25 protein-coding genes are annotated in these 25,918 nt (G+C 35.3%); 20 read left to right on the top strand and 5 right to left on the bottom strand.

The window, feature by feature from the left end; genetic code table 11:
• Window positions 1–3: 3 nt before the first annotated feature.
• From EQ827_RS01160 to EQ827_RS01145, 4 genes are all read left to right on the top strand, one after another.
• Window positions 4–774, top strand: a complete 771-nt coding sequence (locus tag EQ827_RS01160) for a PTS mannose/fructose/sorbose/N-acetylgalactosamine transporter subunit IIC (protein ID WP_181189142.1) — start codon at window positions 4–6, stop codon at window positions 772–774.
• Entirely contained in the window at window positions 764–1,591 is an 828-nt protein-coding gene (locus EQ827_RS01155) for a PTS system mannose/fructose/sorbose family transporter subunit IID (protein WP_181189141.1), read from the top strand. Before EQ827_RS01160 ends, EQ827_RS01155 begins: the two co-directional genes overlap by 11 nt.
• A gap of 140 nt (window positions 1,592–1,731) precedes the next feature.
• Window positions 1,732–2,232, top strand: a complete 501-nt coding sequence (locus tag EQ827_RS01150; RefSeq protein ID WP_181189140.1) for a UTRA domain-containing protein — start codon at window positions 1,732–1,734, stop codon at window positions 2,230–2,232.
• Between the two features lie 5 nt (window positions 2,233–2,237).
• Window positions 2,238–2,987, top strand: a complete 750-nt coding sequence (locus EQ827_RS01145; RefSeq protein WP_181189139.1) for a GntR family transcriptional regulator — start codon at window positions 2,238–2,240, stop codon at window positions 2,985–2,987.
• Between the two features lie 109 nt (window positions 2,988–3,096).
• Here EQ827_RS01145 and argH read toward each other — a convergent pair whose 3' ends face one another.
• Both argH and EQ827_RS09205 read right to left on the bottom strand, forming a co-directional pair.
• Complete coding sequence (argH, locus tag EQ827_RS01140; RefSeq protein WP_181189138.1) at window positions 3,097–4,482, bottom strand: argininosuccinate lyase; 1,386 nt, start codon at window positions 4,480–4,482, stop codon at window positions 3,097–3,099.
• Window positions 4,469–4,774, bottom strand: coding sequence for an argininosuccinate synthase domain-containing protein (locus EQ827_RS09205; RefSeq protein WP_181189137.1), 306 nt, complete (start codon window positions 4,772–4,774; stop codon window positions 4,469–4,471). Before EQ827_RS09205 ends, argH begins: the two co-directional genes overlap by 14 nt.
• A 185-nt stretch (window positions 4,775–4,959) precedes the next feature.
• Here EQ827_RS09205 and EQ827_RS01130 point away from each other — a divergent pair, with 185 nt between their 5' ends.
• Window positions 4,960–6,111 (top strand): ROK family protein, encoded by a 1,152-nt coding sequence (locus EQ827_RS01130; protein ID WP_181189136.1) that lies wholly within the window; start codon window positions 4,960–4,962, stop codon window positions 6,109–6,111.
• Window positions 6,112–6,138: 27 nt separating this feature from the next.
• Here EQ827_RS01130 and xylB read toward each other — a convergent pair whose 3' ends face one another.
• Both xylB and xylA read right to left on the bottom strand, forming a co-directional pair.
• Complete coding sequence (xylB, locus tag EQ827_RS01125; protein ID WP_181189135.1) at window positions 6,139–7,650, bottom strand: xylulokinase; 1,512 nt, start codon at window positions 7,648–7,650, stop codon at window positions 6,139–6,141.
• Between the two features lie 13 nt (window positions 7,651–7,663).
• Window positions 7,664–9,007, bottom strand: a complete 1,344-nt coding sequence (gene xylA, locus EQ827_RS01120) for a xylose isomerase (RefSeq protein ID WP_181189134.1) — start codon at window positions 9,005–9,007, stop codon at window positions 7,664–7,666.
• Window positions 9,008–9,220: 213 nt separating this feature from the next.
• On the opposite strand from xylA, the gene EQ827_RS01115 reads away from it, so the two are divergent.
• The 8 genes from EQ827_RS01115 (at window position 9,221) to EQ827_RS01080 (ending at window position 17,933) form a co-directional block, all read left to right on the top strand.
• Complete coding sequence (locus tag EQ827_RS01115) at window positions 9,221–10,564, top strand: sugar porter family MFS transporter (protein WP_181189133.1); 1,344 nt, start codon at window positions 9,221–9,223, stop codon at window positions 10,562–10,564.
• 1,372 nt (window positions 10,565–11,936) lie between these two features.
• Complete coding sequence (locus EQ827_RS01110; protein WP_181189132.1) at window positions 11,937–12,374, top strand: MerR family transcriptional regulator; 438 nt, start codon at window positions 11,937–11,939, stop codon at window positions 12,372–12,374.
• Between the two features lie 60 nt (window positions 12,375–12,434).
• Entirely contained in the window at window positions 12,435–13,067 is a 633-nt protein-coding gene (locus EQ827_RS01105; protein ID WP_181189131.1) for an NAD(P)H-binding protein, read from the top strand.
• Between the two features lie 18 nt (window positions 13,068–13,085).
• Window positions 13,086–13,496 carry a cupin domain-containing protein gene (locus tag EQ827_RS01100; protein ID WP_181189130.1) on the top strand — a complete coding sequence of 137 codons (411 nt, stop codon included), beginning with the start codon at window positions 13,086–13,088 and terminating at the stop codon, window positions 13,494–13,496.
• 292 nt (window positions 13,497–13,788) lie between these two features.
• Window positions 13,789–14,781 (top strand): tryptophan ABC transporter substrate-binding protein, encoded by a 993-nt coding sequence (gene trpX / locus EQ827_RS01095; RefSeq protein WP_181189129.1) that lies wholly within the window; start codon window positions 13,789–13,791, stop codon window positions 14,779–14,781.
• Complete coding sequence (locus EQ827_RS01090; RefSeq protein WP_181189128.1) at window positions 14,781–15,680, top strand: ABC transporter permease; 900 nt, start codon at window positions 14,781–14,783, stop codon at window positions 15,678–15,680. The genes trpX and EQ827_RS01090 overlap by 1 nt, the downstream gene beginning before the upstream one ends.
• Window positions 15,673–16,440 (top strand): ABC transporter ATP-binding protein, encoded by a 768-nt coding sequence (locus EQ827_RS01085; protein WP_181189127.1) that lies wholly within the window; start codon window positions 15,673–15,675, stop codon window positions 16,438–16,440. Before EQ827_RS01090 ends, EQ827_RS01085 begins: the two co-directional genes overlap by 8 nt.
• 128 nt (window positions 16,441–16,568) lie before the next feature.
• A complete protein-coding gene (locus tag EQ827_RS01080) occupies window positions 16,569–17,933 on the top strand; it encodes an NAD-dependent succinate-semialdehyde dehydrogenase (protein WP_181189126.1) in 1,365 nt (454 codons plus the stop codon).
• 339 nt (window positions 17,934–18,272) lie between these two features.
• Here EQ827_RS01080 and EQ827_RS01075 read toward each other — a convergent pair whose 3' ends face one another.
• Window positions 18,273–18,827, bottom strand: a complete 555-nt coding sequence (locus tag EQ827_RS01075; protein WP_181189125.1) for a hypothetical protein — start codon at window positions 18,825–18,827, stop codon at window positions 18,273–18,275.
• Between the two features lie 529 nt (window positions 18,828–19,356).
• Between EQ827_RS01075 and EQ827_RS01070 the strand changes: the two genes are divergently transcribed.
• The 7 genes from EQ827_RS01070 (at window position 19,357) to EQ827_RS01040 (ending at window position 25,846) form a co-directional block, all read left to right on the top strand.
• Complete coding sequence (locus EQ827_RS01070; RefSeq protein WP_181189124.1) at window positions 19,357–20,868, top strand: ABC transporter substrate-binding protein/permease; 1,512 nt, start codon at window positions 19,357–19,359, stop codon at window positions 20,866–20,868.
• The gene (locus EQ827_RS01065; protein ID WP_219912603.1) at window positions 20,861–21,622 is read left to right on the top strand and encodes an amino acid ABC transporter ATP-binding protein; all 762 of its coding nucleotides are present in this window, start codon (window positions 20,861–20,863) and stop codon (window positions 21,620–21,622) included. The genes EQ827_RS01070 and EQ827_RS01065 overlap by 8 nt, the downstream gene beginning before the upstream one ends.
• Before the next feature lie 9 nt (window positions 21,623–21,631).
• The gene (locus EQ827_RS01060) at window positions 21,632–22,771 is read left to right on the top strand and encodes an ArgE/DapE family deacylase (RefSeq protein WP_181189123.1); all 1,140 of its coding nucleotides are present in this window, start codon (window positions 21,632–21,634) and stop codon (window positions 22,769–22,771) included.
• Window positions 22,772–23,046: 275 nt separating this feature from the next.
• Complete coding sequence (locus EQ827_RS01055) at window positions 23,047–23,985, top strand: 2-dehydropantoate 2-reductase (protein ID WP_181189122.1); 939 nt, start codon at window positions 23,047–23,049, stop codon at window positions 23,983–23,985.
• 11 nt (window positions 23,986–23,996) lie between these two features.
• Window positions 23,997–25,070 (top strand): PTS sugar transporter subunit IIC, encoded by a 1,074-nt coding sequence (locus tag EQ827_RS01050; protein WP_181189121.1) that lies wholly within the window; start codon window positions 23,997–23,999, stop codon window positions 25,068–25,070.
• A gap of 58 nt (window positions 25,071–25,128) precedes the next feature.
• Complete coding sequence (locus EQ827_RS01045) at window positions 25,129–25,551, top strand: hypothetical protein (RefSeq protein ID WP_181189120.1); 423 nt, start codon at window positions 25,129–25,131, stop codon at window positions 25,549–25,551.
• Entirely contained in the window at window positions 25,541–25,846 is a 306-nt protein-coding gene (locus tag EQ827_RS01040; protein ID WP_258231765.1) for a glycine cleavage system protein H, read from the top strand. The genes EQ827_RS01045 and EQ827_RS01040 overlap by 11 nt, the downstream gene beginning before the upstream one ends.
• Window positions 25,847–25,918 lie beyond the last annotated feature (72 nt).

Raw genomic sequence — 25,918 nt, 5'->3', positions numbered from 1 at the left:
ATAATGATTTTACAGACCATTTTAATATTTATTGTGTCTTTTATTGCATATCTTCAAGACTTTACAGGTACTAGTTTTATAGGGCGTCCATTAGTTACTGGTCTTATGCTAGGAATGGTATTTGGAGATGTTAAATCCGGTGTTATGATTGGTGCATATCTAGAAATGGTATGGATGGGCATGATGCAAATAGGTGCTTCTATACCACCAGACGTCATATCAGGTGGACTACTTGGATGTGCTTTTGCTTTAAAAATGCATAGTGGGCCTAATGTAGCATTAACTATTGCATTACCTATTGCTACTATTTACTTATTAATAGAAAATTCTTTTTATGTAATTATAAATCCATTTTTAAATCATTTGGCGGATAATTTTGTAGATAAAGGGAAATTGAAAACTGCAGCTAATATGCATATTTTATCTTCTTTGCTACGACCATTATTAAGCGCTATAGTAATTGCTGGAGCTTTTTACTTAGGTAGTGGAGCTGTACGCAACGTAGTTGCTATAATACCTAAACAAATTATGGATGGAATGTCTATTGCTACTGGACTTTTGCCAGCAGTTGGTTTTGCACAATTATTAAATATGACATATTCTAAAAAAGTTGCACCATTTTTCTTTATAGGTTTTGTTTTATATGCATATTTAAAACTTGATATGATAGGCGTTGCTATCATCGGAGGAGCTTTAGGAGCTATCATGTATATTATTTTAAGTACTGTTCAAGAAGGTTCAGAACAGAATGGAGATGTATCAGATGATTTCTAAAAATGAATCAAAAATAGGAAAAAAGGAAATAAGACAATTATTTTGGCGTTCCATGCCCATGGAAGCAAGTTTTTCTTATGAAAGAATGATGTCAATGGCTTATGCTTATTGTATGTATCCTATTATAAAAAAATTGTATCCTAAGTTAGATGATCAAAAAAAAGCCATGCATCGCCATTTAGAATTTTTTAATTGTACAAGTGCTTGCTCACCAATTATTTTAGGCATTTCTACTGCGATGGAGGAAAGAAATGCATATGATCCTAATTTTGATACTGATTCTATTAATGCAATGAAGGCAGGGCTTATGGGGCCATTGTCTGGCATAGGAGATGCTATTTTTTGGGGAAGTTTACGAATAATTACAGCAGGAATCGGAATTTCGTTAGCTAAAGATGGTAATTGGTTAGGACCAGTTTTGTTTGTATTATTATTTAATATACCTAATTATTTGTTTCGTTACTATGGCGTAAAGTATGGATATTCTTTAGGAAATAAATTTATTAGTAAAATTGACGGGTCTTTAATGGATAATATTACTTATGCTATTAATATTTTAGGTATGGCTGTTATTGGCGCAATGATTGCTTCAATGGTATCAATAAATATACCTATAACTTTTGGAGGGGGCAAGCATCCACAAACAGTACAATCTTTACTTAATAGTATCATGCCTTGTCTTTTACCTTTGGGATTGACATTCTATATTAGCCATTTATTGAAGAAAAAATATAATATTTTAATAATTTTATTAGTAATAATTATTATTAGTATTTTTGGTGCGTACTCAGGAATACTGGCTGTTCCGAAAGATTAAATTTATATATTCATAGAAGGTAATAGTCTGAAGATGAGTTTATTATATTAATTCATCTTTAGACTATTTATTATTTTTGAGTTATCATACATCGTAGTGACACAAATATATATTCACATATTAAGTAACGGAGTTAATATATGACTTTACCAATAGTTAAAAATTTGAATTACTTTGAGTCTTTATTCAATATTGTTAAAAAAGATTCTAATGATGTATTAACAACAATTGTTATCAAAAATAACGTTATAGAAGCTAATAAGAAGCTTGCAGTAATTTTAAAAATTCCCATTGCAACTGAAATTTATGAACTGCAGAGATTACGTTTTATTAATAACCATCCTATGACAATAGAGCATTTATATATTCCCTGGAACTATGTTAAGGGAATTGGTTTATTGTATAAAGAAAATTTATCATTTCATGACTTACTTAAACATAATTTTAAATTTGAAATTTTAAATTGTAATGAAGAAATTATTGTTAATAAAATTAATCATATACAAATTGAATTATTAAAAACTAGTCGAAAAGAATTACCTATGATTAAGTGTATAAATGATTATTCAGACAATATGATTGAATATAGTGAGAACATCTTTTTGCCAGAACTTTATAGATTCCAGAATATAACGGGGTGAACTTATTGATAGATTATAATAGTCCAATGTATTTACAAATCAAAGAAATTATATTACAAAAAATAAATAATGGTGAGTATGAAAAAAATAGAGCTATACCATCTGAAAGACAATTGGAGAAAATTTATGGTGTGAATAGAATGACTATTAAATACGCTATTAATTCATTGGTTGATGACGGTATTTTATATCGCGTACAAGGAAAAGGAACGTTTATAAGTCCGAATGTTAGAGATAAAAGAATTGATATTGGTAATAATGCAGATAAGGGGTTAACGAGCGAAATCACTTTTTTAGGAAAGCAACCATCTAGTAAAGTAATAAGATTTGATGTAATAAAAAGAAATGCACAGTTAGATTTAATTTTTAAAAATTATCCCAAATTTTCCAAATTTTATCGGCTGAGTCGCGTAAGATTAGCAGACAAGGAGCCTATATGTGTTCAAATAGCTAATATACCTTTTGCTTTGTATAAGGGGGCAGAAAGATCGAATTTTAACAATAGTTCTTTATATGACTTTATGAATAAAGTCTATAAAACCCCTGTACAATTTGAAGAAAAAATGGTTGTAAAAGATTGCCCAAATAATATTGAAGGATATCTAAATATTTCAAATAATGCCTTAATTTATTTTTGTGAATATTTTGGATATACCGATGAAAATGAATTAGTTGAGTATACTCAATCATATTACCGACCAGATAAAATAAAATTTTTCTTTCATTTATACAAAGATAATAATTATAAAAATTAATATTTTTGCTCTTGATCGCCGAACTGTAAAATGGTGGGGTCAATTACTGAAAAGCACATATCAAAAATAAAGCTGTAACCAAATGTGACTTTGGCTGCAGCTTTTAATTTTAATCTTTTTGTAAGATTGTTTTTGCATTTTGAATTTGTTGACGCACTTGTTCAAAACTAGTACCGCCTAAAGATTGCCGGCGTTCAACAGCAGTTTTAGCTTGCAGGTCTTGATAGACATCGGCACCAATTTCAGGCATGATTTCTTGGTATTTAGTTAAGGGAATCTGTTGTAAGGTTACACCGGTTTTGATTCCTTCTAAAACTAACTGGCCAACAATCGCATGTGCTTGGCGAAAGGGTAGGCCCTTAACTGCTAAATAATCTGCTAATTCCGTAGCATTAGATAAGTCCTTAGTTGTAGCCTTTTCCATATTCGCAGTTTTGACCGTGGCAGTTTTAATCATACCCGTCATAATTTTTAAGCAAGGAATGATAGTTTTGACCGTGTCAAAGGTGCCCTCTTTGTCTTCTTGCATATCTTTATTGTAGGCCAGTGGCAGAGATTTCATAACCGTTAATAAACCCATCAAATTACCAAATACACGCCCAGACTTGCCACGTATTAATTCGGCCATATCTGGGTTCTTTTTTTGGGGCATGATAGAACTGCCAGTGGAGTATTGGTCAGACAATTCTAAATAATTGAATTCATAAGTAGACCAGAGAATGACTTCTTCACACATGCGAGATAAATGTACCATTAAGATGGCCGCATTACTTAAAAATTCTAACGCAAAATCGCGATCAGAAACCGCATCTAAAGAATTAGGATAAGGCTGTGCGAATCCAAGTGTCACTGCTGTTTGCTGGCGGTCAATTGGAAAGGTAGTGCCTGCTAAGGCGGCGGCTCCTAAGGGTGAGAGGTTAGTATGTTGTTGATTGAATTCAAAGCGTTCTACATCTCTTTGCAGCATATAAAAGTAGGCCATTAAATAGTGCCCATAAGAAATTGGCTGTGCATGCTGCAAATGGGTATAACCGGGCATAATAGTTTCCACATTTTGTTCAGCTTTTTGGACAAGCACTGTCTGAAAATCTTTAAGTGTTTGAATAATCAGGGGCAAGCGCTTTTTGAGATAAAGATGGAAATCTGTTGCCACTTGGTCATTGCGGCTGCGGGCTGTATGTAATTTTCCCGCAACTGGGCCGATTTCTTCCGTTAAAATGGCTTCTAGATTCATGTGGATGTCTTCATTGGTGCTAGTAAAATGGAGCTTTCCCGCTGCCAACTGTTTTTGGAGACGATGCAAGCCAGCAATAATTTGATCAGCATCGTCTGTGGGTATAATTTCGGTGTCTTTTAACATTTGTACATGTGCTAAAGAACCTTCCAAATCTTCTTGTGCCATTAACTGATCAAAACTAATCGAAGCGCCAAATTGATCGATGGCCTGAGAACCACTAGCTTCAAAGCGGCCGCCCCAGAGTTTATTTGTCGACATGGTTATTACCTGCCAATTTTTGATGGACTTGTGCGTAAACCTGTGTTGGCAAACCGTATAATTTGATAAAACCAGCTGCGGCTTCTTGGTCGAATTCATCAGCTGCTGTATAGGTAGCTAGTTTTTCATCGTAGAGAGAATTTGGCGATTGACGACCTTCACAAATGACATTACCCTTACCAGCATCGATATAGCATGCAAGAACGTCGTAACCTTCATTTTTTAACCAGGCAATTTCTACAGAGGTGTCTAATCCTCCTGAATAAGTTAAAACAATTTTATCTTTTACCACACTAATCCCTCCATTCAATTTACTGCGAATTATAAGATAAGAAGGCTTTAATATGCAATGCTTTTTTTAAAATCATTAATTATTGGCTCCTTTGATTATGCTTGTTAATCTCATTTGCTTAATATTGCTCTCTCCTGAATAAGTTGTATAATTAAACTAACTGATTATTGTATTGAGAGGTTAATATGGCTGATTTATCCAAAAAGCAGACATTTCATCAAAAAAATCTAAATTTAGTACTCCAGCAAATTATTAATTATGCGCCTATCTCAAGAATTGATATTGCTCGTAATTTGAAGATGAACAAATCATCAATTACGGCCTTATACAATGAAATTGAGCAACAAGGCTATCTTAAAGAAGTTGGTATCGGCCAGGCTTCAAAAAGTGGCGGCCGGAAACCTATTTTAGTAGCTTTAAATGAAAAATATGGCTATACCATCAGTATTGATTTAGGTTATAAGCACTTGCACATTATGGCCAACTATTTAAATAGTAAGGACTTTTATTATCAGAGAATTAAAAATAAAAGTACACAGATTAAAGACATTTTACAAACGGTAGATGAACAAATCGACTTGATTGCCCAAAAAGAACAATCACTGCATGGATTATTGGGGATTGCTTTTTCAATTCATGGAATTGTTGATCAAACACAGATAGTTAATTCTCCTTTTTTAAACATGGAGGATTTAAATTTACAAAGTCATTATTCTCAAAAATATGGTGTTCCAGTGTTACTGGAGAATGAGGCTAATTTGGCAGCGATTTTTGAACATGATTTTAATAATGAGCATAATAAAGCTAATCTTCTGTGTGTTAGTATTCACAAGGGTATTGGAGCTGGGATTATTTTAAATCAACAAATTTATCGTGGCTTTCAAGGGGCGGCCGGTGAGATTGGACGTACGATAATTTCTAGCAACAATATGAAGGCTGAGAATCTTTATTCTGAAGATGCGATTATTGAGCGCTTGCGGCAGTTAAAGCAAAATGCTAGCTTAGAGCGAGCAGATTTAACTAGATTAGAAAAAAATAAAGATCAAGATGTGAAATTAGTTTTAAAAGAATTTATCGCGGGTATTGCTCAGATATTGTTCAACGCCTCCGTTTCCTTAGCTCCAGAAGAAATATATTTAAGCTCACCATTATTAGAAGAATTACCAGAAGTTTTTTCGGCAATCCAACAACAAACCAGCGAATTAGGGATGTTACCGCAACTTTATTTAATTGCTAATTCTACTTATGCAACTTTATTAGGAGCTAGTTCTTTAGTAATTCATCATGTTTTAAACTTAGATAATTATAATTTGAAATTTACTTACCATAAAAAATAGCCCTTGGCATGCCAAGGGCTATTTTAATTATAAATTATTTTGTTGTCGAAACTTGATTAAATCTGCACTTAGTTGTTGTGTCTGTGAATAAACCTGGTGATAAATTTGGTATAGCTGCTGATAAGGTTTGACATTAACGGAATTAGGCAGGTAAGTATCTTTTATTTTTACAAAAGTTTTTCTACAATCTTGAAAATCAGAATACCAACCTAATCCAACAGCTGCGGTCATGGCAGCACCTAGACTGGCTGTTTGCTCATTGGCTAATCTAATGACTGGCTTATTAAAAATATCTGCTTGTATCTGGAGCCATAACGGACTTTTAGCCCCACCGCCTGTAGCAATTACTTGAGTAAAAGGACTATTGTTTTCTATATAAATCTGCATTAAATCTTTCAGACTAAAAACAATACCTTCTAACACTGCCCGAACAAAGTCAGTACGTGTTTGTGAACGATCAAGTCCAATAAAACTACCACGTATTTGAGCATCTGCATAAGGTGCGCGTTCACCAACTAGATAAGGAGTATATATCAAACCGTGGGCACCAATAGGTGCTTGATTAGCACTTTGTACCATATCATTAAAGCTTTGCTGAGGAAAAAAGTTCTTTTTAAACCAATTTAAAGAATCTCCCGCAGCTAAAGTGACACCCATTGAATAATAGCCTTGGTCAAAAGCATGATCTTCAAATTGTAAAATTCCTTGATAATTGGTATGCGACTCAGGTTCATATTTCAAAACCACACCAGAAGTACCAATACTAGCCAAAATGGTGTTAGTGTCTAAAATTCCAGCACCTAAGGCACTAGCGGCATTATCGGCAGCTCCAGCGAATACTGGTGTTTTAGTTTTTAAACCCGATAAGTGCGCATATTTATCACTAATATATCCAGCTAAATTATGTGCAAATAATAAAGAAGGACAAATACTTAAGGGTATATCAAAGGCCTGACAAATTGCTGAACTCCAATTTTTTTGTTGTATATCAATCATAACTGTTCCAGTAGCATCTGAAAAATCTGTTGCTAATTTGCCAGTCATACAAAAGCGTACATAGTCTTTTGGAAGTAGAAAGGTTTTTACTTTTTGCCAGATATCAGGTTCATTTTCTTGTACCCACAATAACTTGGGCAAGGTAAAACCTTCTAGGGGCTGATTATGGGTGATTTTAACAAAATCATTTCCCATTTTTTGCTTAATTTCTTGGCATTGTATAGTAGTTCTAGTGTCATCCCAAAGAATTGCAGGACGTAAAACTTGTTGATTTTGATCTAATAAAACAAGTCCGTGCATTTGTCCTGAAAAACTAATACCAGCTATTTGTTCTGCTTGTATATGACCATGTTCTAGTAGTTGTTGAATTGCAGTAGTAGTTCCCTGGACCCAATCATTAGGATCCTGCTCACTAAAGCCTATTTGTGGGTGAGACAAGGGATAAGAGCAACTTTGTTGTGCAATAATTTGTCCTGACTTATTAACGGCCGAAACTTTTACCGCACTAGTCCCAAGATCCACTCCTAAAACGAATTCTTCCATAATTCACCTATTTTTATTTACTTAAAGTCTCAACAATGTAGTGATTAATTGTGTCTTTTATTTGTTCCAAATGATCAGAATGAGTTGCAGCTCTTAATTCTGCTTGGGTTTTGTCAATAATATAGTCTTCCATGTCTTTGAAATTGACTTTTCCGGCCTCAATTTGAGCTCCGATACCACTATTGTAAGAACTATAACGGTCACTGACAAGATTCTCCAAAACTTTATCTTCTTTCAATTTTAAAGCTACTCTTAATCCAGCAGCAAAACTATCCATTCCTACAATATGACCATAAAAGAGATCATTAGGTTCAAATGATGAACGTCTTGGTTTAGAATCAAAATTCAAGCCACCACGTGGGCCAATTTGACCAAGTTGGACTACTTCATACATTGCGGCAACTGTTTCATAGAGGTTAGATGGGTATTCATCAATATCCCAACCAATTAACTTATCACCTTGGTTGGCATCGAGTGATCCTAATAAACCAGCATCTCTTGCAACACGAATTTCATGTTGATAAGTGTGACCAGCTAAGTTAGCATGGTTTCCTTCTAGGTTTAACTTAAAGTCTTTATCTAAATTATATTCTTTCATAAAAGCAATTGTGGTAGCAGCATCAAAATCATATTGATGAGTTGTTGGTTCTTTAGGTTTAGGTTCTAAAAGCATTTGTGCATCAAATCCAATTTCTTTAGCATAGTCTTTTGCCAAATGGAAGAATTTAGCGGCGTGTTCTTGTTCTCGCTTCATATCGGTATTCCAAAGGGATTCATAACCTTCACGTCCACCCCAAAAGACATAATTTTGTGCACCAACACGTTTACCAATTTCTAGGCTATGTTTTAATTGAGCAGCACTATACGCAAAAATATCAGCATAAGGTGAGGTGGCTGCTCCAGCTACAAAACGTGGATTATTAAACAAATTAGATGTGTTCCACAAAACTTTCATACCAGTAGTTTTTTGATATTCAACAATTTTATCAACAACTTTATCTAAATTTTGATTAGTTTCCCTTAAGGTATCGCCTTCAGGAGCTAAGTCACGATCGTGAAAAGCAAAAAAGTCTACACCTAATTTATCGTAAAATTCAAAAGCTGCGTCTACTTTTGCTAAAGCCTGATCCATAGGATCACTGTATTTATCATACGGACGTATGGCGGTGCCATCACCAAATGGGTCGACTAGACGTTGATCAAATGTATGCCAATAGGCTACTGAAAATCGTAACCAATCACGCATTTTTTTACCACCAATAACTTCATCGGGATTATAATATTGAAAGCCTGAAGTAGACTTTAAACTTTTATGTGGGCCAATATAATTAATTTTATCAATATTCCAATATGACATTGCAATTTCTCCTTTTTATTATCTATAATTAGTTTGTTTATACAACCAACCTACATATGATTATAAACATAAAATGCTAAAAATCAATAGTGATCTAATGCATCAATTTTAGTGTTGTTTTTAAAAATATGTGTTAATATACTTATATTAGTTGTTATATTAAACCAACCTACCATAAATATTTAACATTTCATAATTAAGGAGAACATGAGTATGAAAAAAATTTCTACAGGTTTTATTTACTTTTTTGGTGCATTAGGTGGGTTGCTTTTTGGCTATGATACTGGTGTTATTTCAGGTGCTATATTATTTATTCAAAAACAATTACATTTAGGATCTTGGCAGCAGGGATGGGTAGTGAGTGCGGTTTTGCTGGGAGCCATTTTAGGAGCTGCTATAATTGGACCTTCTTCTGATAAGTATGGACGTAAAAAGTTATTATTATTATCCTCAATAATATTCTTTATTGGAGCTATTGGTTCAGCGTTTGCTCCAGAATTTTGGACTCTTATTATTTTTAGAGTGATTTTGGGAATGGCTGTAGGCGCCGCCTCCGCTTTAATACCAACTTATTTAGCTGAATTAGCACCGGCAAATAAGCGCGGAGGAATATCGAGCTTGTTTCAACTAATGGTTATGACTGGAATTTTACTTGCATATATTACTAATTATACTTTTTCAGGAATGTATACCGGTTGGAGATGGATGCTAGGCTTTGCAGCTATTCCAGCAATTTTATTATTTTTTGGTGGGCTAATTTTGCCTGAAAGTCCACGTTTTTTGGTTAAAGAAAACAAAATGGAAGAAGCTAAACAGGTTTTATTAAACATGAACAAGGGCAATGTGAATGCTGTTAACGATGAGTTAAAACAGATTAGTGAGCAAGCTAAGATTAAAAGTGGTGGTTGGTTAGAACTTTTTAGCCAGTTTGCTCGTCCAGCGTTGATTATTGGAATTGGTTTAGCCGTATTTCAACAAGTGATGGGATGTAATACTGTTTTATACTATGCACCAACTATTTTTACAGATGTAGGATTTGGAGTATCCGCTGCTTTATTAGCGCATATTGGTATTGGTATATTTAATGTTATTGTAACCGCTATCGCTGTAGCAATTATGGATAAAGTAGATCGTACAAAAATGCTTACTATTGGTGCTGTTGGTATGGGTATTTCTCTTTTTATAATGAGCTTTGCTATGAAATTTTCTGGTAAATCTAGTAGTGCTGCTATTATTTGTGTTATTGCATTGACAATTTATATAGCCTTTTTCTCAGCTACTTGGGGACCTGTAATGTGGGTAATGATAGGAGAAGTATTTCCTTTGAATATAAGAGGTTTGGGAAATTCTTTTTCTAGTGTTATCAATTGGACCGCAAATATGATTGTTTCTTTAACTTTTCCTAGTCTTTTAGACTTTTTTGGAACAGGAAGTTTATTTATTATATATGGAATACTTTGTTTTGTTGCTATATGGTTTGTTTACAAATATGTATTTGAAACACGTAATCGCTCTTTAGAAGAAATAGAAGCAACATTACGCAAAAAATTAAAATAATTACCACTTATTAATAATTTGTAATAATGTAAATTAATATTAAACAATTAATAAGAATAAATATTTTTACAATTAATCATCTTATAATCATTATTTAAACTCTAATAATTATAAGATGATTTTTTAATTGCAGATTACAAGTTTAATCCGAACAAGCTCTAAAAACTTCAATGGAAATACGATAATTTGTGTAGTTTTAAAGGCCGATTGCCGATTATTGATAAGATTAATTACTTTTACCACTTGATTAAAGTCAGTTTCTTAGAAAATAACCAGCTAGCTTGCAGCTAAAGTATTATTGCTGCCTTGTTTACAAGGAAAATAAGGATGGTAGAAATAAGTAACTAAGTTATGGCGCCGTTTTAAGTTTTGGTACTGGGAAACTCTTTGTCATACTCCACCGTAATACTTTTTACTGTGCCATTCCACAAAGTTCAACAAACACGCCTTACATTGTTCACTACCGAATAAAGCCGTATCTACTTCTCAATGATCAAGCTCTGTATGCTGATTGACAGTTGCTGGTTGATGTTCAATACTGGTGGTACCAGTTTGATATTGTCCATGCTTTTCTTAGCTGTGTTGCTTACTCTGATTGCGGTCTGGCAAGTACCGAAGATCCAAAACTAATTGAGCCTGACTCAAGCAGTTATAAATTGAAGCTGTCACTAGCTGAAATTTAGCGGCCATTACTTAAGCAGATCATCTAGCATCGTTTTAAGACCACTGTGTTTTCTTTTCTGATCGGTATCCTGTTGCGCCATGCGTGGATCATAAGATTGCACCCGTTGTAATTCAGTACAATAGTGGACTTGGCTACGCCAACTGCAGCAACGATTTGTTGTTGAGTTTTGCTTTGATGGTGTAAAATGGCTATTACTCCGCAGTCATAAAGTGATAGTTCGCAAAATAATCTTTCTTTCATAGCTGTTGAGTTAACTACCATTGCAAAGGAATTACTTTGGTTTTTTAAGATTAATGCTGTTCGGTTTAATTAGAGAATCTGCGTTATATAAAGTGTCAAATTTAGTATTTTCGCAAAAATACTATTGAATAGCGACTGTAAAATTAAATATATCTCAGCTCTTTATATCATTCGATTGCTGAGTATACATATATCTACGAAGACTAAATATTGAATAGAAAAGTTAAAATATAAGCACTTATTCATTTAGAATTGATACTATAGATTTAAATCGACTACAATTTAAGGTTCTTGATATGATGTACAGTTACTGCAGTATTAGGTAGGAGTAATATTATATCTATTTAAAGATACGGGTAAAAATTAAACTATAATTATATTTTACATATTCTATTTGCCTTATAGTCAACTCTAAGTCGTAAAATCATATATAAAGGAGGGTAAGTCATGTCGCTTACAGCCAAGTCTGAATTAAAACAAACTTTTACAATAGGAGAATTTGCACAAAAGGTTGGACTGTCAACTTATACGTTGCGCTTTTATGAACAAGAAGGATTAATTATTCTTCAGCGTGACAGTGCCAATCGTCGTTACTATACAGAAAAAGATTTTGGTTGGCTAGGATTTTTATTGCATTTAAAAGGGACTGGTATGACCATGAATGAAATGCACCTATATGTGCAGTTGCGAGCTCAAGGTGACAAAACGATTCCCGCCCGTAAACAACTATTAGAACATGTTCGACAGCGTGCACTCGATCAAATTAATGAAATACAGCATAGTCTTGAGATCGTAAATCATAAAATTGATTGGTACAATGGCAAACTGAATTGCACTATTGCTGCTAGTGAATCTTTTGCCAACTATTTACAAAAATTCCTTTAAATTATCCTTGACTTCGAGTTAACACGAAGTCATAAGCTTATAATTAAAAGGAGGATAGCCATGAATATTTTGATTTTAGGTGCGTATGGACAAATTGCACAATTAGTACGCCAGCGCCTGTTAGCAGAAACAAATGCACATTTGACCCTATATTTGCGGAATGCTCACCGCCTAAGTGTTACTGATGTCCACAGAGAGACTGTAATTGAGGGGGATGTCCGTGACTATGAGATATTAGAGTCAGCAATTGCTAAGCAAGACTTGGTCTATGCTAATTTAGGTGGAGTTTTTGAACCTTTAGCCGTTAATATTGTTAAAGCAATGACTGCTCAAAATGTTCAACGATTAATTTATGTAACAGGCTTAGGGCTATATCACGAAGTGCCGGGAAAGTTTGGGGAGTGGCTAGAACGTTCTGTAGGCCATGAAGTCATGGAAGATACGAGGCGGGCTGCCAAAATTATAGAAGAGTCAACTCTTAACTATACGATTATTCGAGCTGCCTATATGAATAATAATCCTAAGATTGATTATGAATTAACCACGAAGTCAGAACCATTTAAAGGTACAATTGTCTCGCGTGCCAGCATTGCTGATTTGATTGTTAAAATTTGTCAAAATCCTCAGCAATATGAATACAGTAGTTTAGGAATTGATCAGCCGGGTACAAATGGTGATACCCCACAATATTAAAATTAAGGAGTAATCGAAATGGCAAAGAATGAAGCAGTTAAAAAAGGTATATTTGCTCTTGGCGCAAAAAATGACGCTTATGCGCAATATTTTATTGGACAAAGCTATTTAAATAATTTGGTTAATGATCCTGATGTCAATGTGGGCGTCGGTAATGTAACGTTTGAACCGGGATGCCGTAATAACTGGCATATTCATCATAACGGTTATCAAATATTATTAGTGACTGGCGGTGAAGGCTGGTATCAAGAAGAAGGCAAACCTGCTCAACATTTAATGCCAGGTGACGTAGTGGTAACTCATGATGGTATCAAGCATTGGCATGGTGCCACTAAAGATAGTTGGTTTTCACACCTGGCAATAACTGCTGGTACTCCAGAATGGTTGGAGCCTGTCAGTGATGAACATTATAATAGTTTAGATAAATAAATTACTAGTTGACACTGGCAAATTTTATCTTTATAATTTTACTTAATTTAGATGACAGAAGGAGAAAATGATGACTAACTCAAGCTTACAGTTGAATATTCGTTGGCAAAGCCGGTAACTTGGGTTAATTCCGTCATGGATGCGGCCTGAGTAATTCAGTTCGTATTCATGCCGGCTCATTTCTAATATTTAGAAGTCTGCATGAAATCTTGATGCAGGCTTTTTCTTTTGTCATGAAGAGGAGCCTAAAAATGGTTCCTCTTTTTTTAATTGTTGAAGGGTGGTTATTTCGATGAAACGTATGGTGGCATTTATTAGTATTTTAGTAATGTTTTTAATAGTGGCTTTTTTTAGCGAAAATAAGCATTTAACATCCCAGTCACAAGTACGAGTTGGTGTTTTAACTTTAATGCATCATCCAGCTTTAGACCAGATTCAAGAGGGATTTACGGCTGGCTTAGCCGAAAAAGGCTATCATAATGGCAAAAATATTCAGATAGACTATCAAAATGCTCAAGGTGATCAAAGCAACCTGAAAACCATGGCCTCTAAGCTTGTCAATGAAAATTCCAATGTTGTTGTGGGTATTACTACTCCAGCCTCTCAAGCGTTGGCTAATGCTACTAAAAAAATTCCCCTTGTCTTAGGAGCAGTTACGGATCCAAAAACGGCTGGATTAGTAAAGAATTTTCAACACCCGGGAGGTAATATCACTGGTGTATCTAACTTGTCACCGGTAGCTGAGCAATTGCGGCTCATTCAAGAATTTATGCCCCATTTACAAACTCTAGGGGTGATTTATACCTCCAGTGATAGCTCTGCAGTAGCTGAGTATAAGCTAATAGTCAAAAAAGCGCGCCAGTTGAATATTTCATTAAAGTCTTACTCAATTTCTAACAGTAACGACTTAAATCAAGTATCTCAGCAAATGCTGCAGCAAGTGGATGCAGTGATAGTACCAGCAGATAATGTAATTGCTGGGGCTATGCAAACTTTGGTTAAGAATGCTGATGCTGTCAATAAACCAGTTTTTCCTGCTGTTGATACTATGGTGAAGCAAGGAGGCGTGGCTACTTATAGTATTAATCAATATAAACTGGGGATAATGGGGGGACATTTAACAGCGGCTTTGTTAAAGGGGCAAAAACAGCCAGCAACTACTCCCATTGAATATGTCCGTCATGGAGATCCAGTGGTTAATCTCAAACAAGCTCGAAAATTAGGTATTAAAGTACCTTCACGCTTCTTACATGAAGCTCAAAGTAAAGGGGAGGTTTTTAAATAATGAATTTAATGGTTTCGGCAATTGGACAAGGACTTTTATGGGCTTTATTAGGCCTCGGGCTATACTTAACATTTAGAATATTAAATTTTGCTGATATGACAGTCGAAGGAACTTTTCCGCTAGGAGCTGCTGTAGCAGTAACGGCATTAACACATGGCTGCTCTGCACTGTTAGCGACTTTATTAGCTTTTGGCGCTGGCTTAGTGGCAGGTTTAATTACTGGCTTGTTGTATACAAAAGGTAAAATTCCAAGCTTATTAGCAGGAATTTTAGTGATGACAGCTGCATATTCAATTAATTTACGGATTATGGGTAAATCCAATATTTCATTATTGGGCCAAAAAACTTTATTTAGCAGCAAATTTTTACAAGGCTTGCCTCAGTACTTTGATAGCGTGCTAATTGGGGCTTTAGTCATTTTAATTATTACTGTAGTTTTAATTTTTATCTTACAAACTGAATGGGGACAAGCCTTTATTGCTACTGGAGATAATCCACAAATGGCGAAATCTTTAGGCATTAAAACTGACAATATGATTATTATGGGGCTGATGATTTCTAATGGATTAGTCGGTGTTTGCGGCGCTTTAATTGCCCAAAGCAACGGCTATGCTGATATTAATATGGGAATTGGAACCATTGTTATTGCCTTAGCTTCAATTATTATTGGCGAAGTAGTCTTTGGTGAATTAACTTTAAATCAACGTTTAGTAGCAGTCACGTTAGGTAGTATTATTTACCGTTTATTATTATTAGCCGTCTTACAATTAGGCTTTAATGCCAATGATTTGAACTTATTATCATCTTTAGTTTTGGCATTTTGTATGATGTTGCCGCAATTAGAAAAACATTTGCGCCTACGAAAAACATTGTTGAAGGGGGTACAACATTATGACTAGTCCAATATTGGAACTAAAAAATGTCAGTACAGCTGTTAATCAAGGAACAGCGCAAGAAACCCAAATTTTAAAGCAGATTAATTTGCAGATTAACCAAGGTGATTTTATTACTGTAGTTGGTACTAATGGTGCCGGTAAATCGACCCTATTCAATGTTATTAGTGGCTTATTAACAGTTAGTGCAGGCCAAATTTTTCATAATGGCCAAGATATTACCAACATGTCAGAAGAACAGCATACCCAGTTTTTGAGTCGTGTGTTTCAAGACCCCAAAATGGGAACGGCTCCGCGAATGACTGTTGCTGAAAATCTGTTATTAGCATTGAAAAGAGGGGAAAGGCGAACTTTACGTTCCCGACATTTAAAGAATTATTTACCCCAATTTAAAGATCTAGCTGCTAGTATGAATAATGGTTTAGAAGAACATTTAAATACTGCTACTGGAGCGCTATCAGGCGGGCAACGCCAGGCCCTCAGCTTTTTGATGGCGGTGCTCAAGCGTCCGGATATTATCCTATTAGATGAGCATACAGCCGCTTTAGATCCCCATACTAGTGAAGCTTTATTACAGGCTACTAATCAACATATCCAAGCAGATCGGCTAACAGCTTTGATGATTACTCATCAATTAGAAGATGCTCTACAATATGGTAATCGCTTATTGGTCTTAAAAGATGGACAAGTGCAAGCTGATTTTTCTGGTTCGGACAAAGCTCAATTAACTACCGAACAATTATATGATTATTTTGCTGAGAATTAGTTAGCTAGTTAACAAGCACAATAATTTGCTTTTAAACGTTTGCATAATATAATGAATTTAGTAATTGGTACGAAACAATTAAACTAACGGTCATACCAATGTTTGAAGTTTAACAAGGGAGAAAAATAATGGCATATAAAACAATTTATCCTTATAATAATGAAGTTATGCAAGAGTATGATAATGCTTCTGATGCTGACTTAGAACAAGCCTTAACAGCAGGACATCAGTTATATCAACAGTGGCGTCAGGATGATCCGCAAAATCGCAGTCAGATTTTATTAAATATTGCGGATTTAATGCAAAAAAAGCGCGATGATTTGGCGCGCGCAATGACCTATGATATGGGTAAGCTTTTAACTGAGGCTCAAGGTGAAGTGGATTTATGTATTTGGATTGCACAATATTATGCAGAGCATGGAGCAGAATTATTGCAACCAGTTCCTCTAAAAACCAAGCAGGGTAATGCTTATTATCTAAAGCAGTCTACGGGCGTGATTGTAGCAGTTGAGCCTTGGAATTTCCCATTGTATCAGATAATGCGGGTTTTGGCTCCTAATATTATGGTTGGTAATCCGATGATTTTAAAGTCGGCTTCTATTTGTCCAATGTCAGTGCAGATGTTTGCTGATTTGGTAGCAGAATCCGGAGCGCCGGCGGGGACTTTAACAAATCTCTTTATTAATTATGATCAAGTAGCTAAAGCTATCGAAGATCCACGCGTTGCCGGGGTTTGCTTAACAGGCTCAGAGCGTGCGGGTACATCAATCGCAGCAACAGCTGGCAAGGCTTTGAAGAAATCAACTTTGGAATTGGGCGGCAATGATGCCTTTATTATTTTAGATGATGCCAATTGGGACGAATTAAAGGAAGTAGTTCCTCAAGCACGTCTTTATAATGCAGGCCAAGTCTGCACTTCTTCTAAACGTTTTATTGTCATGGATAGTATGTATGATCAATTTTTAGAACTATTAAAGAATGCTTTTAGTCAGGTTAAAATGGGAGATCCTATGGATTCAAGCACTACTTTAGCTCCCTTATCTTCTAAAAGTGCTAAAGATAAATTGCAATCTCAGGTTAATGATGCTATTGCTGGTGGAGCTAAGGTGTACTATGGTAATGAGCCTGTAGATTTACCAGGACAATTTTTCCAACCAACGATTTTAACAGATATTGATCACGATAATCCGATTTTTAATCAAGAATTATTTGGCCCGGTAGCATCCGTATATCGCGTTCATGATGAAGCTGAGGCAATTCAATTAGCTAATGATTCGAGCTACGGCCTCGGTGGAACGGTCTTTTCTAGCGATGTGGAGCATGCTGCCAAAGTTGCTGCTAAAATTGAAACTGGAATGTCCTTTATTAACTCTGGTTGGTCTTCCACACCAGATATGCCATTTGGTGGGATTAAGAATTCTGGTTACGGACGTGAACTTAGTTCCTTAGGTATCGAAGCTTTTGTTAATCAGCATTTAGTTTTAAAACCATAGATATTACAAAAATCTATAACAACGGTTAATAAGAGAAGATGGAGATATCTTCTCTTATTTTTTATATTTTTAAGTGATTATCTACTTATAAGATTGGCTGGTGTCCAAAATAATTGATTTTGCAACCGTAAATACGTGTGATTGGGAATGTTTTGTATAGTAATTATGATAGATAAGGTGGGAATTTATAGGTAATTACTACTATAACTATTTTTAAAACACGATTTGCTCTGAACAGATAAAACTTATCCACCTTATCTATTTATGTATTACAAAAGGCATTCTAAAAATATTAGAATGCCTCTTGTTGTCCTTTGGTTTTTAAGCTTAATAGATATTTTACCAACTTCTAATAATTTTTCCGCTAGCCAATACTAGATAGCCACCGGAAGGGTGGTCATCATTTTGTTGATAAATGTTAATATAATAAGCTGGTTGATTATTGTAAGTTTGGGTACCATTAAAGACATAATTATATTGATTTCCTAAATAATTTTCTAAGATTGTAGTAGCTTGTTCAAAATTTTGTACCACGGGTGTTTCTGATGTTGATTTTTCAGCAGGTGTTTGTGGAGTTGATGCTGGTTTTTGATTGCTAGTAGTAGAATTATGGTCGGCGTTGGTGTTAACAGTACTTTCTTTAGGAACAGCTGGCTGATTATTTGATTGTTGGTTAAGAGATGGAGTACTTTGGGGTTGTTCAGCAGTTTGTTGATGATCCACATGTTTAGTTGATGATGTAGCTTTATGGGGCTGTTTAGTTTTGTTAGTGCTTTTAATGTGAGTAGTTTGCTCTTTATTAACATTGCTACTTGAACTAGTTTTGGATTGTTGGCAGCCCATTAATCCTAGTGAAATTAATAAAACTGCAGCAATTTTACTACCATTTTTCATGTTGATATCACCTCTTTTAATCCTTTAATTTAATTTTTAATGTACAGGGTTTAGGTTAATATCTTTAATTATACCTTTTTAATTATATCTAAGAACTAACGCTCCGACAAGTAGCTTCAGAATGTATAAGCCCTCTCTTAAAAGTTATATTAAAAAATTGCTTGACAGAGTCATTTGCTTTATGTAAAATTAAAAATCAATTAGATAAAGTTAAGGAGAAAGGGCTATGATTAACTCATACTTATCACAGTTAAATATTCGCCTGCGAAGCCGGTAATACTCGGGTTGATTCCGTTTTGGATGGATACGACCTGAGACGTCAGTTCGTGTTCATGCCGACTTCATTCTCTAGTAAATCTAAGTCTGCATGGATTCTCACATGCAGGCTTTTTCTTTTGGTAATTGGGGAAGTCTCATTGTGGGCTTTCCCTTTTTATTTTTTAGAAAGCTGAGGTAATTTATGAAGCAAATCATGCAAATCCACCTGACAGCACATGTTAAATAACATAAATATAAAGGAGCAAGCAAAATGAAAAAAATTTGGCAATGGCTAACTATTATGTTAGCAACAATATTATTTATCAGTAGTACAGGAAGTGCTTTGGTACAAGCAGCGGATAATGCACCTGCACCCGCTAGTGATCAATATTTACAAAAGGTAAAAGATAAGGGTACTTTGGTGATGGGCACGAGTCCAGATTTCCCCCCTTATGAATTTATGGCTCATGGCAAATCCAAGATTGTAGGGATGGATGTAGCTATTGCGCAGAAAATTGCCCAAAATATGGGTGTTAAATTAGTAATTAAGTCGATGGATTTTGATTCATTATTAGTAGCTTTACAAACTGGCAAGGTTGATATGGTCATGGCTGGGATGAGTAAAACTGCAAAACGGGCCCAAAGTGTAGACTTTAGTGATGTCTATTTTCACGGTGGAATGTATATGGTCATCCATGAAGCTGATAAAAATAAATACAAGACCTATAAAGATTTAGCCGGACAGGCTGTTGGTGCTCAAACTGGTTCTATTCAATATAACTTAGTGAAAGATCAAGCCAAAAAGTCAACTTTAAAGGGTATGGATAAGATTACTGATTTGATATTAGCTTTACAAACGCATAAAGTTGCCGCAGTGGTTTTGGATCAAGCTTCCGCTGAGGCCTATGCCAATAATACTAACGGCTTAATAGCTGTTGATGCCAAATTTAAGATTAAAGTTCCAGGAACAGCAATTGCGTTTCCCAAGGGCTCACAGTCTTTAGTTAATGCCGCTAATCAATCCATTTCAGAAATTAAAGCTAAAAATTTAATTTCTAAAAAATACTTACCCGAAGCTGGTAAGTATATGACTACTGGTAGTTTTAAGGGTTCTAAAAACAAAAAAGCTAAAAGTAATAAATCCAGCAATTCAATGTGGGCTTATAAAGACTTTTTTGTAGCTGGCTTAGGTTATACCTTATTAATTTCGGCAATTTCAGTATTTTTCGGATTTTTATTAGGCATTATCTTTGCTTTAATGCGGTTAAGCCATAACAAAATAGCTCATGCCATTGGGACAGCTTATATTGAATTTGTGCGGGGAACACCGCTAATGGTGCAATTATTGTTTGTTTACTTTGGTTTAGGTTTAGTGGTCAATATTCCGGCTTTGTTATCTGGGATCATAGCGGTCTCCTTAAATTCTGCTGCCTATGTGGCGGAAGTTATACGGTCAGGAATTAATTCAATTCCTATTGGGCAAACGGAAGCGTCACGGTCTTTAGGAATGTCACGCTCTACGACTATGAAATATGTTATCTTACCGCAAGCAATGAAAAATATTTGGCCAGCCTTAGGTAATGAATTTATTTCCTTAATTAAGGAAAGTTCAATAGTATCAGTTATTGGTGTCAAGGATTTGATCTATCAATCAAAAATTGTTCAAGCGGATACTTATCGGGGAGTAATGCCATTAGTAATTACTATGATTCTTTACTTTATAATCACATTTGGAATTTCACGGTTAATGAAACATTTTGAAGGAGATATGTCACATGAATAAGAATACACAAGAAAATAAGCCAGTGATTGCAGTTAAACACTTAAAAAAAGCTTTTGGTAAAAATGAAGTTCTTAAAGATATTACTGAAAATGTCTATGATGGCCAAGTGATTTGTCTGATTGGGCCTTCGGGAGCTGGTAAGAGTACTTTTTTACGTTGTTTGAATTTATTGGATAAGCCTACCGATGGTCAGGTATTCTTTGACGGTGATGAATTGACAGCTTTAGATGATCAGCATTTGGATCAACTTCGTCAACAAATGGGTATGGTTTTTCAGAGTTTTAATTTATTTCCTCATAAAAATGTACTAGAAAATCTGAAAATGGCGCCGATGAAGGTAAAAGGACTTTCTGATCAGGAAGCAACCCAACTAGCAGAAAAATTACTTGCTCAAGTTGGTTTAGCAGATAAAGCAGAAGCCTTTCCAGATAATCTTTCAGGTGGTCAACAGCAACGGGTAGCAATTGCGCGGGCTTTAGCAATGAATCCTAAAGTAATGTTATTTGATGAACCAACTTCGGCTCTAGATCCAGAAATGGTAGGAGAAGTGTTAAAGGTAATGCAAGACTTAGCGACCGAAGGAATGACTATGGTTGTGGTAACTCATGAAATGGGCTTTGCTAAAAATGTAGCTAATCAAGTTTGGTTCATGGCCGACGGCTATATTCAAGAAACTAATAAACCGCAAGAATTTTTTGCCCATCCCCAAACTGCTAGAGCTAAAGACTTTTTAGCAAAGATTTTGGAGGCATAGGAGAAAACCATGGAAAAACAACAGGCTTTAAAAATTCTTTCAGATTTAATTGCCATTCCGTCAATTAATGATCAAGAAGCTCAAGTAGCCGATTATATAGCACAATTATTTGCCGATTATCCAGCACAAGTGCAGCGAGTACGCTATGCACCGGGACGTGACAATCTAGTGGTCACAATTGGTGAAAAGGGTCCATTGCTAGGATTTTCGGGGCATGAAGATGTTGTGGCGGTTGATTCTAATAAGGATTGGGATTATCCACCCTTTAGTGCAACGATCAAAGATGGCAAACTTTATGGTCGTGGGGCTAGCGATATGAAATCGGGATTAGCAGCAATGATAGTTGCTATGTTAGATTTATTAAATAATGGTCAACCCTTAGCGGGACGCATTCGATTATTAGCTTCAGTTGGTGAAGAAACAGGTGAATACGGTGCGGCACAATTAACACAAGCAGGATATGCGAGTGATTTACAAGGCTTAGTTATCGGTGAACCAACTGATTTACAAGTTCGGGTAACTCATAAGGGAGTAATCGATTATAAATTAGAGTCCCTCGGTAAAAGCGTGCATTCTTCACAGCCCGATCTTGGTAAAAATGCGATTTTACCTTTGATTGAATTCGTTCATCAAGCGCAAATTGTATTGGCAGCTGATAATCAAGTAGATTCCACTTTAGGGAAATTGACACATGTTATCAGTCAAATCCAAGGCGGTTCTCAAATTAATACAGTTCCCGCTCATGCTTGGCTGACAGGCAATATTCGGACAATACCCGCTTATTCTAATGAATTGGTGATGCAGCAATTAGATAAAATTGTCCAGCAATTAAATGCTTCTGGGGCTCAATTAAAGATAACCTATAGCTATCCAGAACCACCGTTACCTACCCAAGCTCATACGCGCTTAGCCCAGTTGGCCAGTCATGTACTGCAGGAGCAATTTCATTTAAGTGGCAACCTCACTGCTGGGGTGGGTGCAACTGATGCTTCCGAATACCATCAAGTTCAAAATTTACCAATCATTATTGTTGGACCAGCTGACGGCACCACTGATCATCAGCCAAATGAGTATGTAACAGTTGCCAAATATCTTCGGGGTTGCCAATTTTATCAAGCCTTGGCACAAGCATTTTGGCAAGAATTTTAATAATTAGATATTTTGATTACTTCTGAACTAATTAATTACCTCATAATTGTTAGCAATTGCCTAATGATTATGAGGTTTTTTAAATTAAATATTAATTAAACACCATCATTGTAAATTGATACTAAAAAGTTGTAAATTATCATTTTAGTTGCTAATATATTGAATTTTTGGCAAATAAACGATTGACAATTATTAATTACCTGTTAAAATATATTTTAATTTAGATTAGAAATAATTAATTTTAATTAATTGTTTAATATTAAGGAGGAATAAAAATGAAAATTGCAATGGTTGGTGTTGGAGCTATGGGTAGTCGGTTTGCTTTAGAGTTACATAAAAGCGGAAACGACCTGGTGTTAATTGATGGCTGGGATGAGAATTTAGCAGCTATTCGACAAAATGGCGTTCAAGCTAACCTTAATGGTAAGCATGTCGCTGATAAAATGCCAATTTATTCATTAGAAGAGGCACAAAAACTGCCGGATTATCAGCCAGATTTAATGATTGCATTTACGAAGTCTTATCAATTAGATGACGCGTTTAGCAAAGTACAAAATTTAATTGGACCTCATACCTATGTTTTATGTCTGTTAAATGGAATGGGCCATGAAGAAATTTTGAAAAAATATGTGCCAGCACAACGTCTCATCTTAGGAATTACTATGTGGACTGCCGGCTTAGCAGGACCGGGTAATGCAACCTTATTTGGAACCGGTAATGTCGAATTACAAAATTATGATCCCGCTGGCAAAGAATTTACTTTAGAGGTTGAAAAAGTCTTTGAAAAAGCCGGTTTATATCCTAAATATAGCGAAAATGCACGTTATTCGATCTGGCGTAAGGCTTGTGTAAATGGAACTTTAAATACTTTATGCTCCATTTTAGATTGCAACATCGGTGAATTGGGACAAACTAAAGAGGCAGAGGATCTATTAAAAACGATTATTGCTGAATTTGCTGCGGTTGCATCCCATGAAGGAATTGAATTAGATCAAGCCGAAGTTTATCAACATGTTGCGGAAACCTTTAATGGTGATATTGCCGATCACTATCCATCTATGTATCAAGACTTAATTAAAAATCATCGCCAAACTGAAGTTGATTTTATTAATGGTGCTGTCTGGCGTCGGGGACAAGAATACGGAGTAGCTACTCCTTATTGTGCTTTAATTACCCAGCTGATTCATGCCAAGGAGCAACTGCTTAATAAATAAGGAGAAAGATTATGAGTATATCAACCGCTTCTCCAAAAAGCTCGGCTAAAATATTTTTTAATAATGTGCTTGCAGGTACAGCAACAGGAATTATTGTTGGATTAATTCCTAACGCCGTTATTTCGGCTGTTTTAAAATTATTTGGACAAAGTGCATGGGTTTTATCGTTAAGTCATGCTTTAATTATCTTTCAATGTGCCACGCCATTACTAATTGGAGCATTGGTGGCTTACCAATTTAAGCTGTTGCCTGTAGATATTGCATCCGTAGCAGCTGCCGCCTATGTTGGTTCGGGGGTTACTAAATTTAATCCAGCAACTAAGATTAATGGAGTTTATGTTTCTTCAGGAACAGGTGACTTGATTAATACGATGATTACTGCGGCTTTAGCAGTGTGGGTAACATTATTAATTGGCAGTAAGTTAGGCTCAGTAAAAATTGTTTTAGGACCGATTATTATTGGTGGTGGAGTAGGTTGGATTGGCTATTTACTTTTACCTTATGTGGCTAGAATCACTACTTGGATTGGTGATTTAGTCAACTCGTTTACTAATTTCCAGCCTGTCGTCATGTGTATTTTAATTTCTTGCATGTTTGCATTACTCATTATCACACCAATTTCTACTGTTGCTATTGGGATGGCTATTCAATTAAATGGCATTTCTGCAGGTGCGGCAGCAATGGGCGTGGCAGCTACAACAATTGTATTGGTCGTTCATTCTTGGAAAACTAACAAGTCTGGTGTAACCTTAGCGGTTGCTTTAGGTGCAATGAAAATGATGATTCCCAACTTATTCCGCTATCCAATTATTCTTTTACCGGTTATGACAACGGCAATTATTTCAGCTATTCCAGTGGCTTTGTTCCAGGTAGCTGGCACTCCAGCTTCAGCCGGCTTTGGTCTAGTAGGATTAGTAGGGCCCTTGGCTTCACTAGATGTAGGTGATTTAAGTATTAATATCCTAATAGCGGCTTTAGTTTGGTTTATTATCCCAATTATAGCAGCAGTAGCATCTCGATTTGTTTATGGGAAAATACTATATTTATATAATGAGCAGCAAGCCTTTGCTTATTTAGGTGAATAATTAATAATAACTGAAAATATTAATCTTTGAGATTCTTATTTTCAGTTTTTTTTGTGGTGTGACATGGTTACCAGCTATGAATATGTATCTTTCCGGACAACTAAATTATGCATTAGTTTTGTTGACCAAAGGAACTTTTAATACTAAGAAAATGTTTACCAATTTGCAATTAGATGATGGTACAATGTTCTCAGGTACTTTGATGATGGCGATGTCGCCACGTAGTGGCCGCCAACAGGCACATGATCTTTTGTATCAAGTACGAGTTTTGGCAGATAAAAAACAACAGGACTTAAGTACTGTTCTTAAAAACAATCCAAAAATTACGCAAGTACTGTCAACTCAAGAGTTACAAACGATTATGACACCAAGTATTGAGCATATTCCTAATGTATTAATAAAGGTACAGAAAATTTTAAAGCTATATGCTCAACATCATCCACAACTACAAACTAAAGGAGAAGATTCAGTTGACAAATAATTCTGAGCAACAATATTTTTGGCAGGAAAAATTAGAAAATAATCATATTCGTTTAGGCCTAAGTCCTGAAGGACAGGACGAAGTAGGGGAAGTATCATTTGTAGATTTTCCTGATGATTTAAAAGAAGTTCAAAAAGGAGATCCAATTATTTCAGTAGAAGGTGCCAAATCCGTTACCGAATTAGAAGCTCCTATTGCTGGTAAGGTAGCTAAAGTTAATGTTGATTTATTAGATCATCCAGAAAAGATTAATAATTCTGATCATGATGATAATTGGATTATCGAATTATATTAAACAAAATTAAAAAACTCTTGACAGTTAATGAGAATTTATTTATACTTGGTACCATTAATTAATAAATTTTAA

Source organism: Bombilactobacillus bombi (assembly GCF_013607485.1).
Classification (GTDB): domain Bacteria; phylum Bacillota; class Bacilli; order Lactobacillales; family Lactobacillaceae; genus Bombilactobacillus; species Bombilactobacillus bombi_A.
The sequence above is the reverse complement of the archived record's forward strand: the minus strand, read 5'-3'. Positions and strand labels throughout refer to the sequence as shown.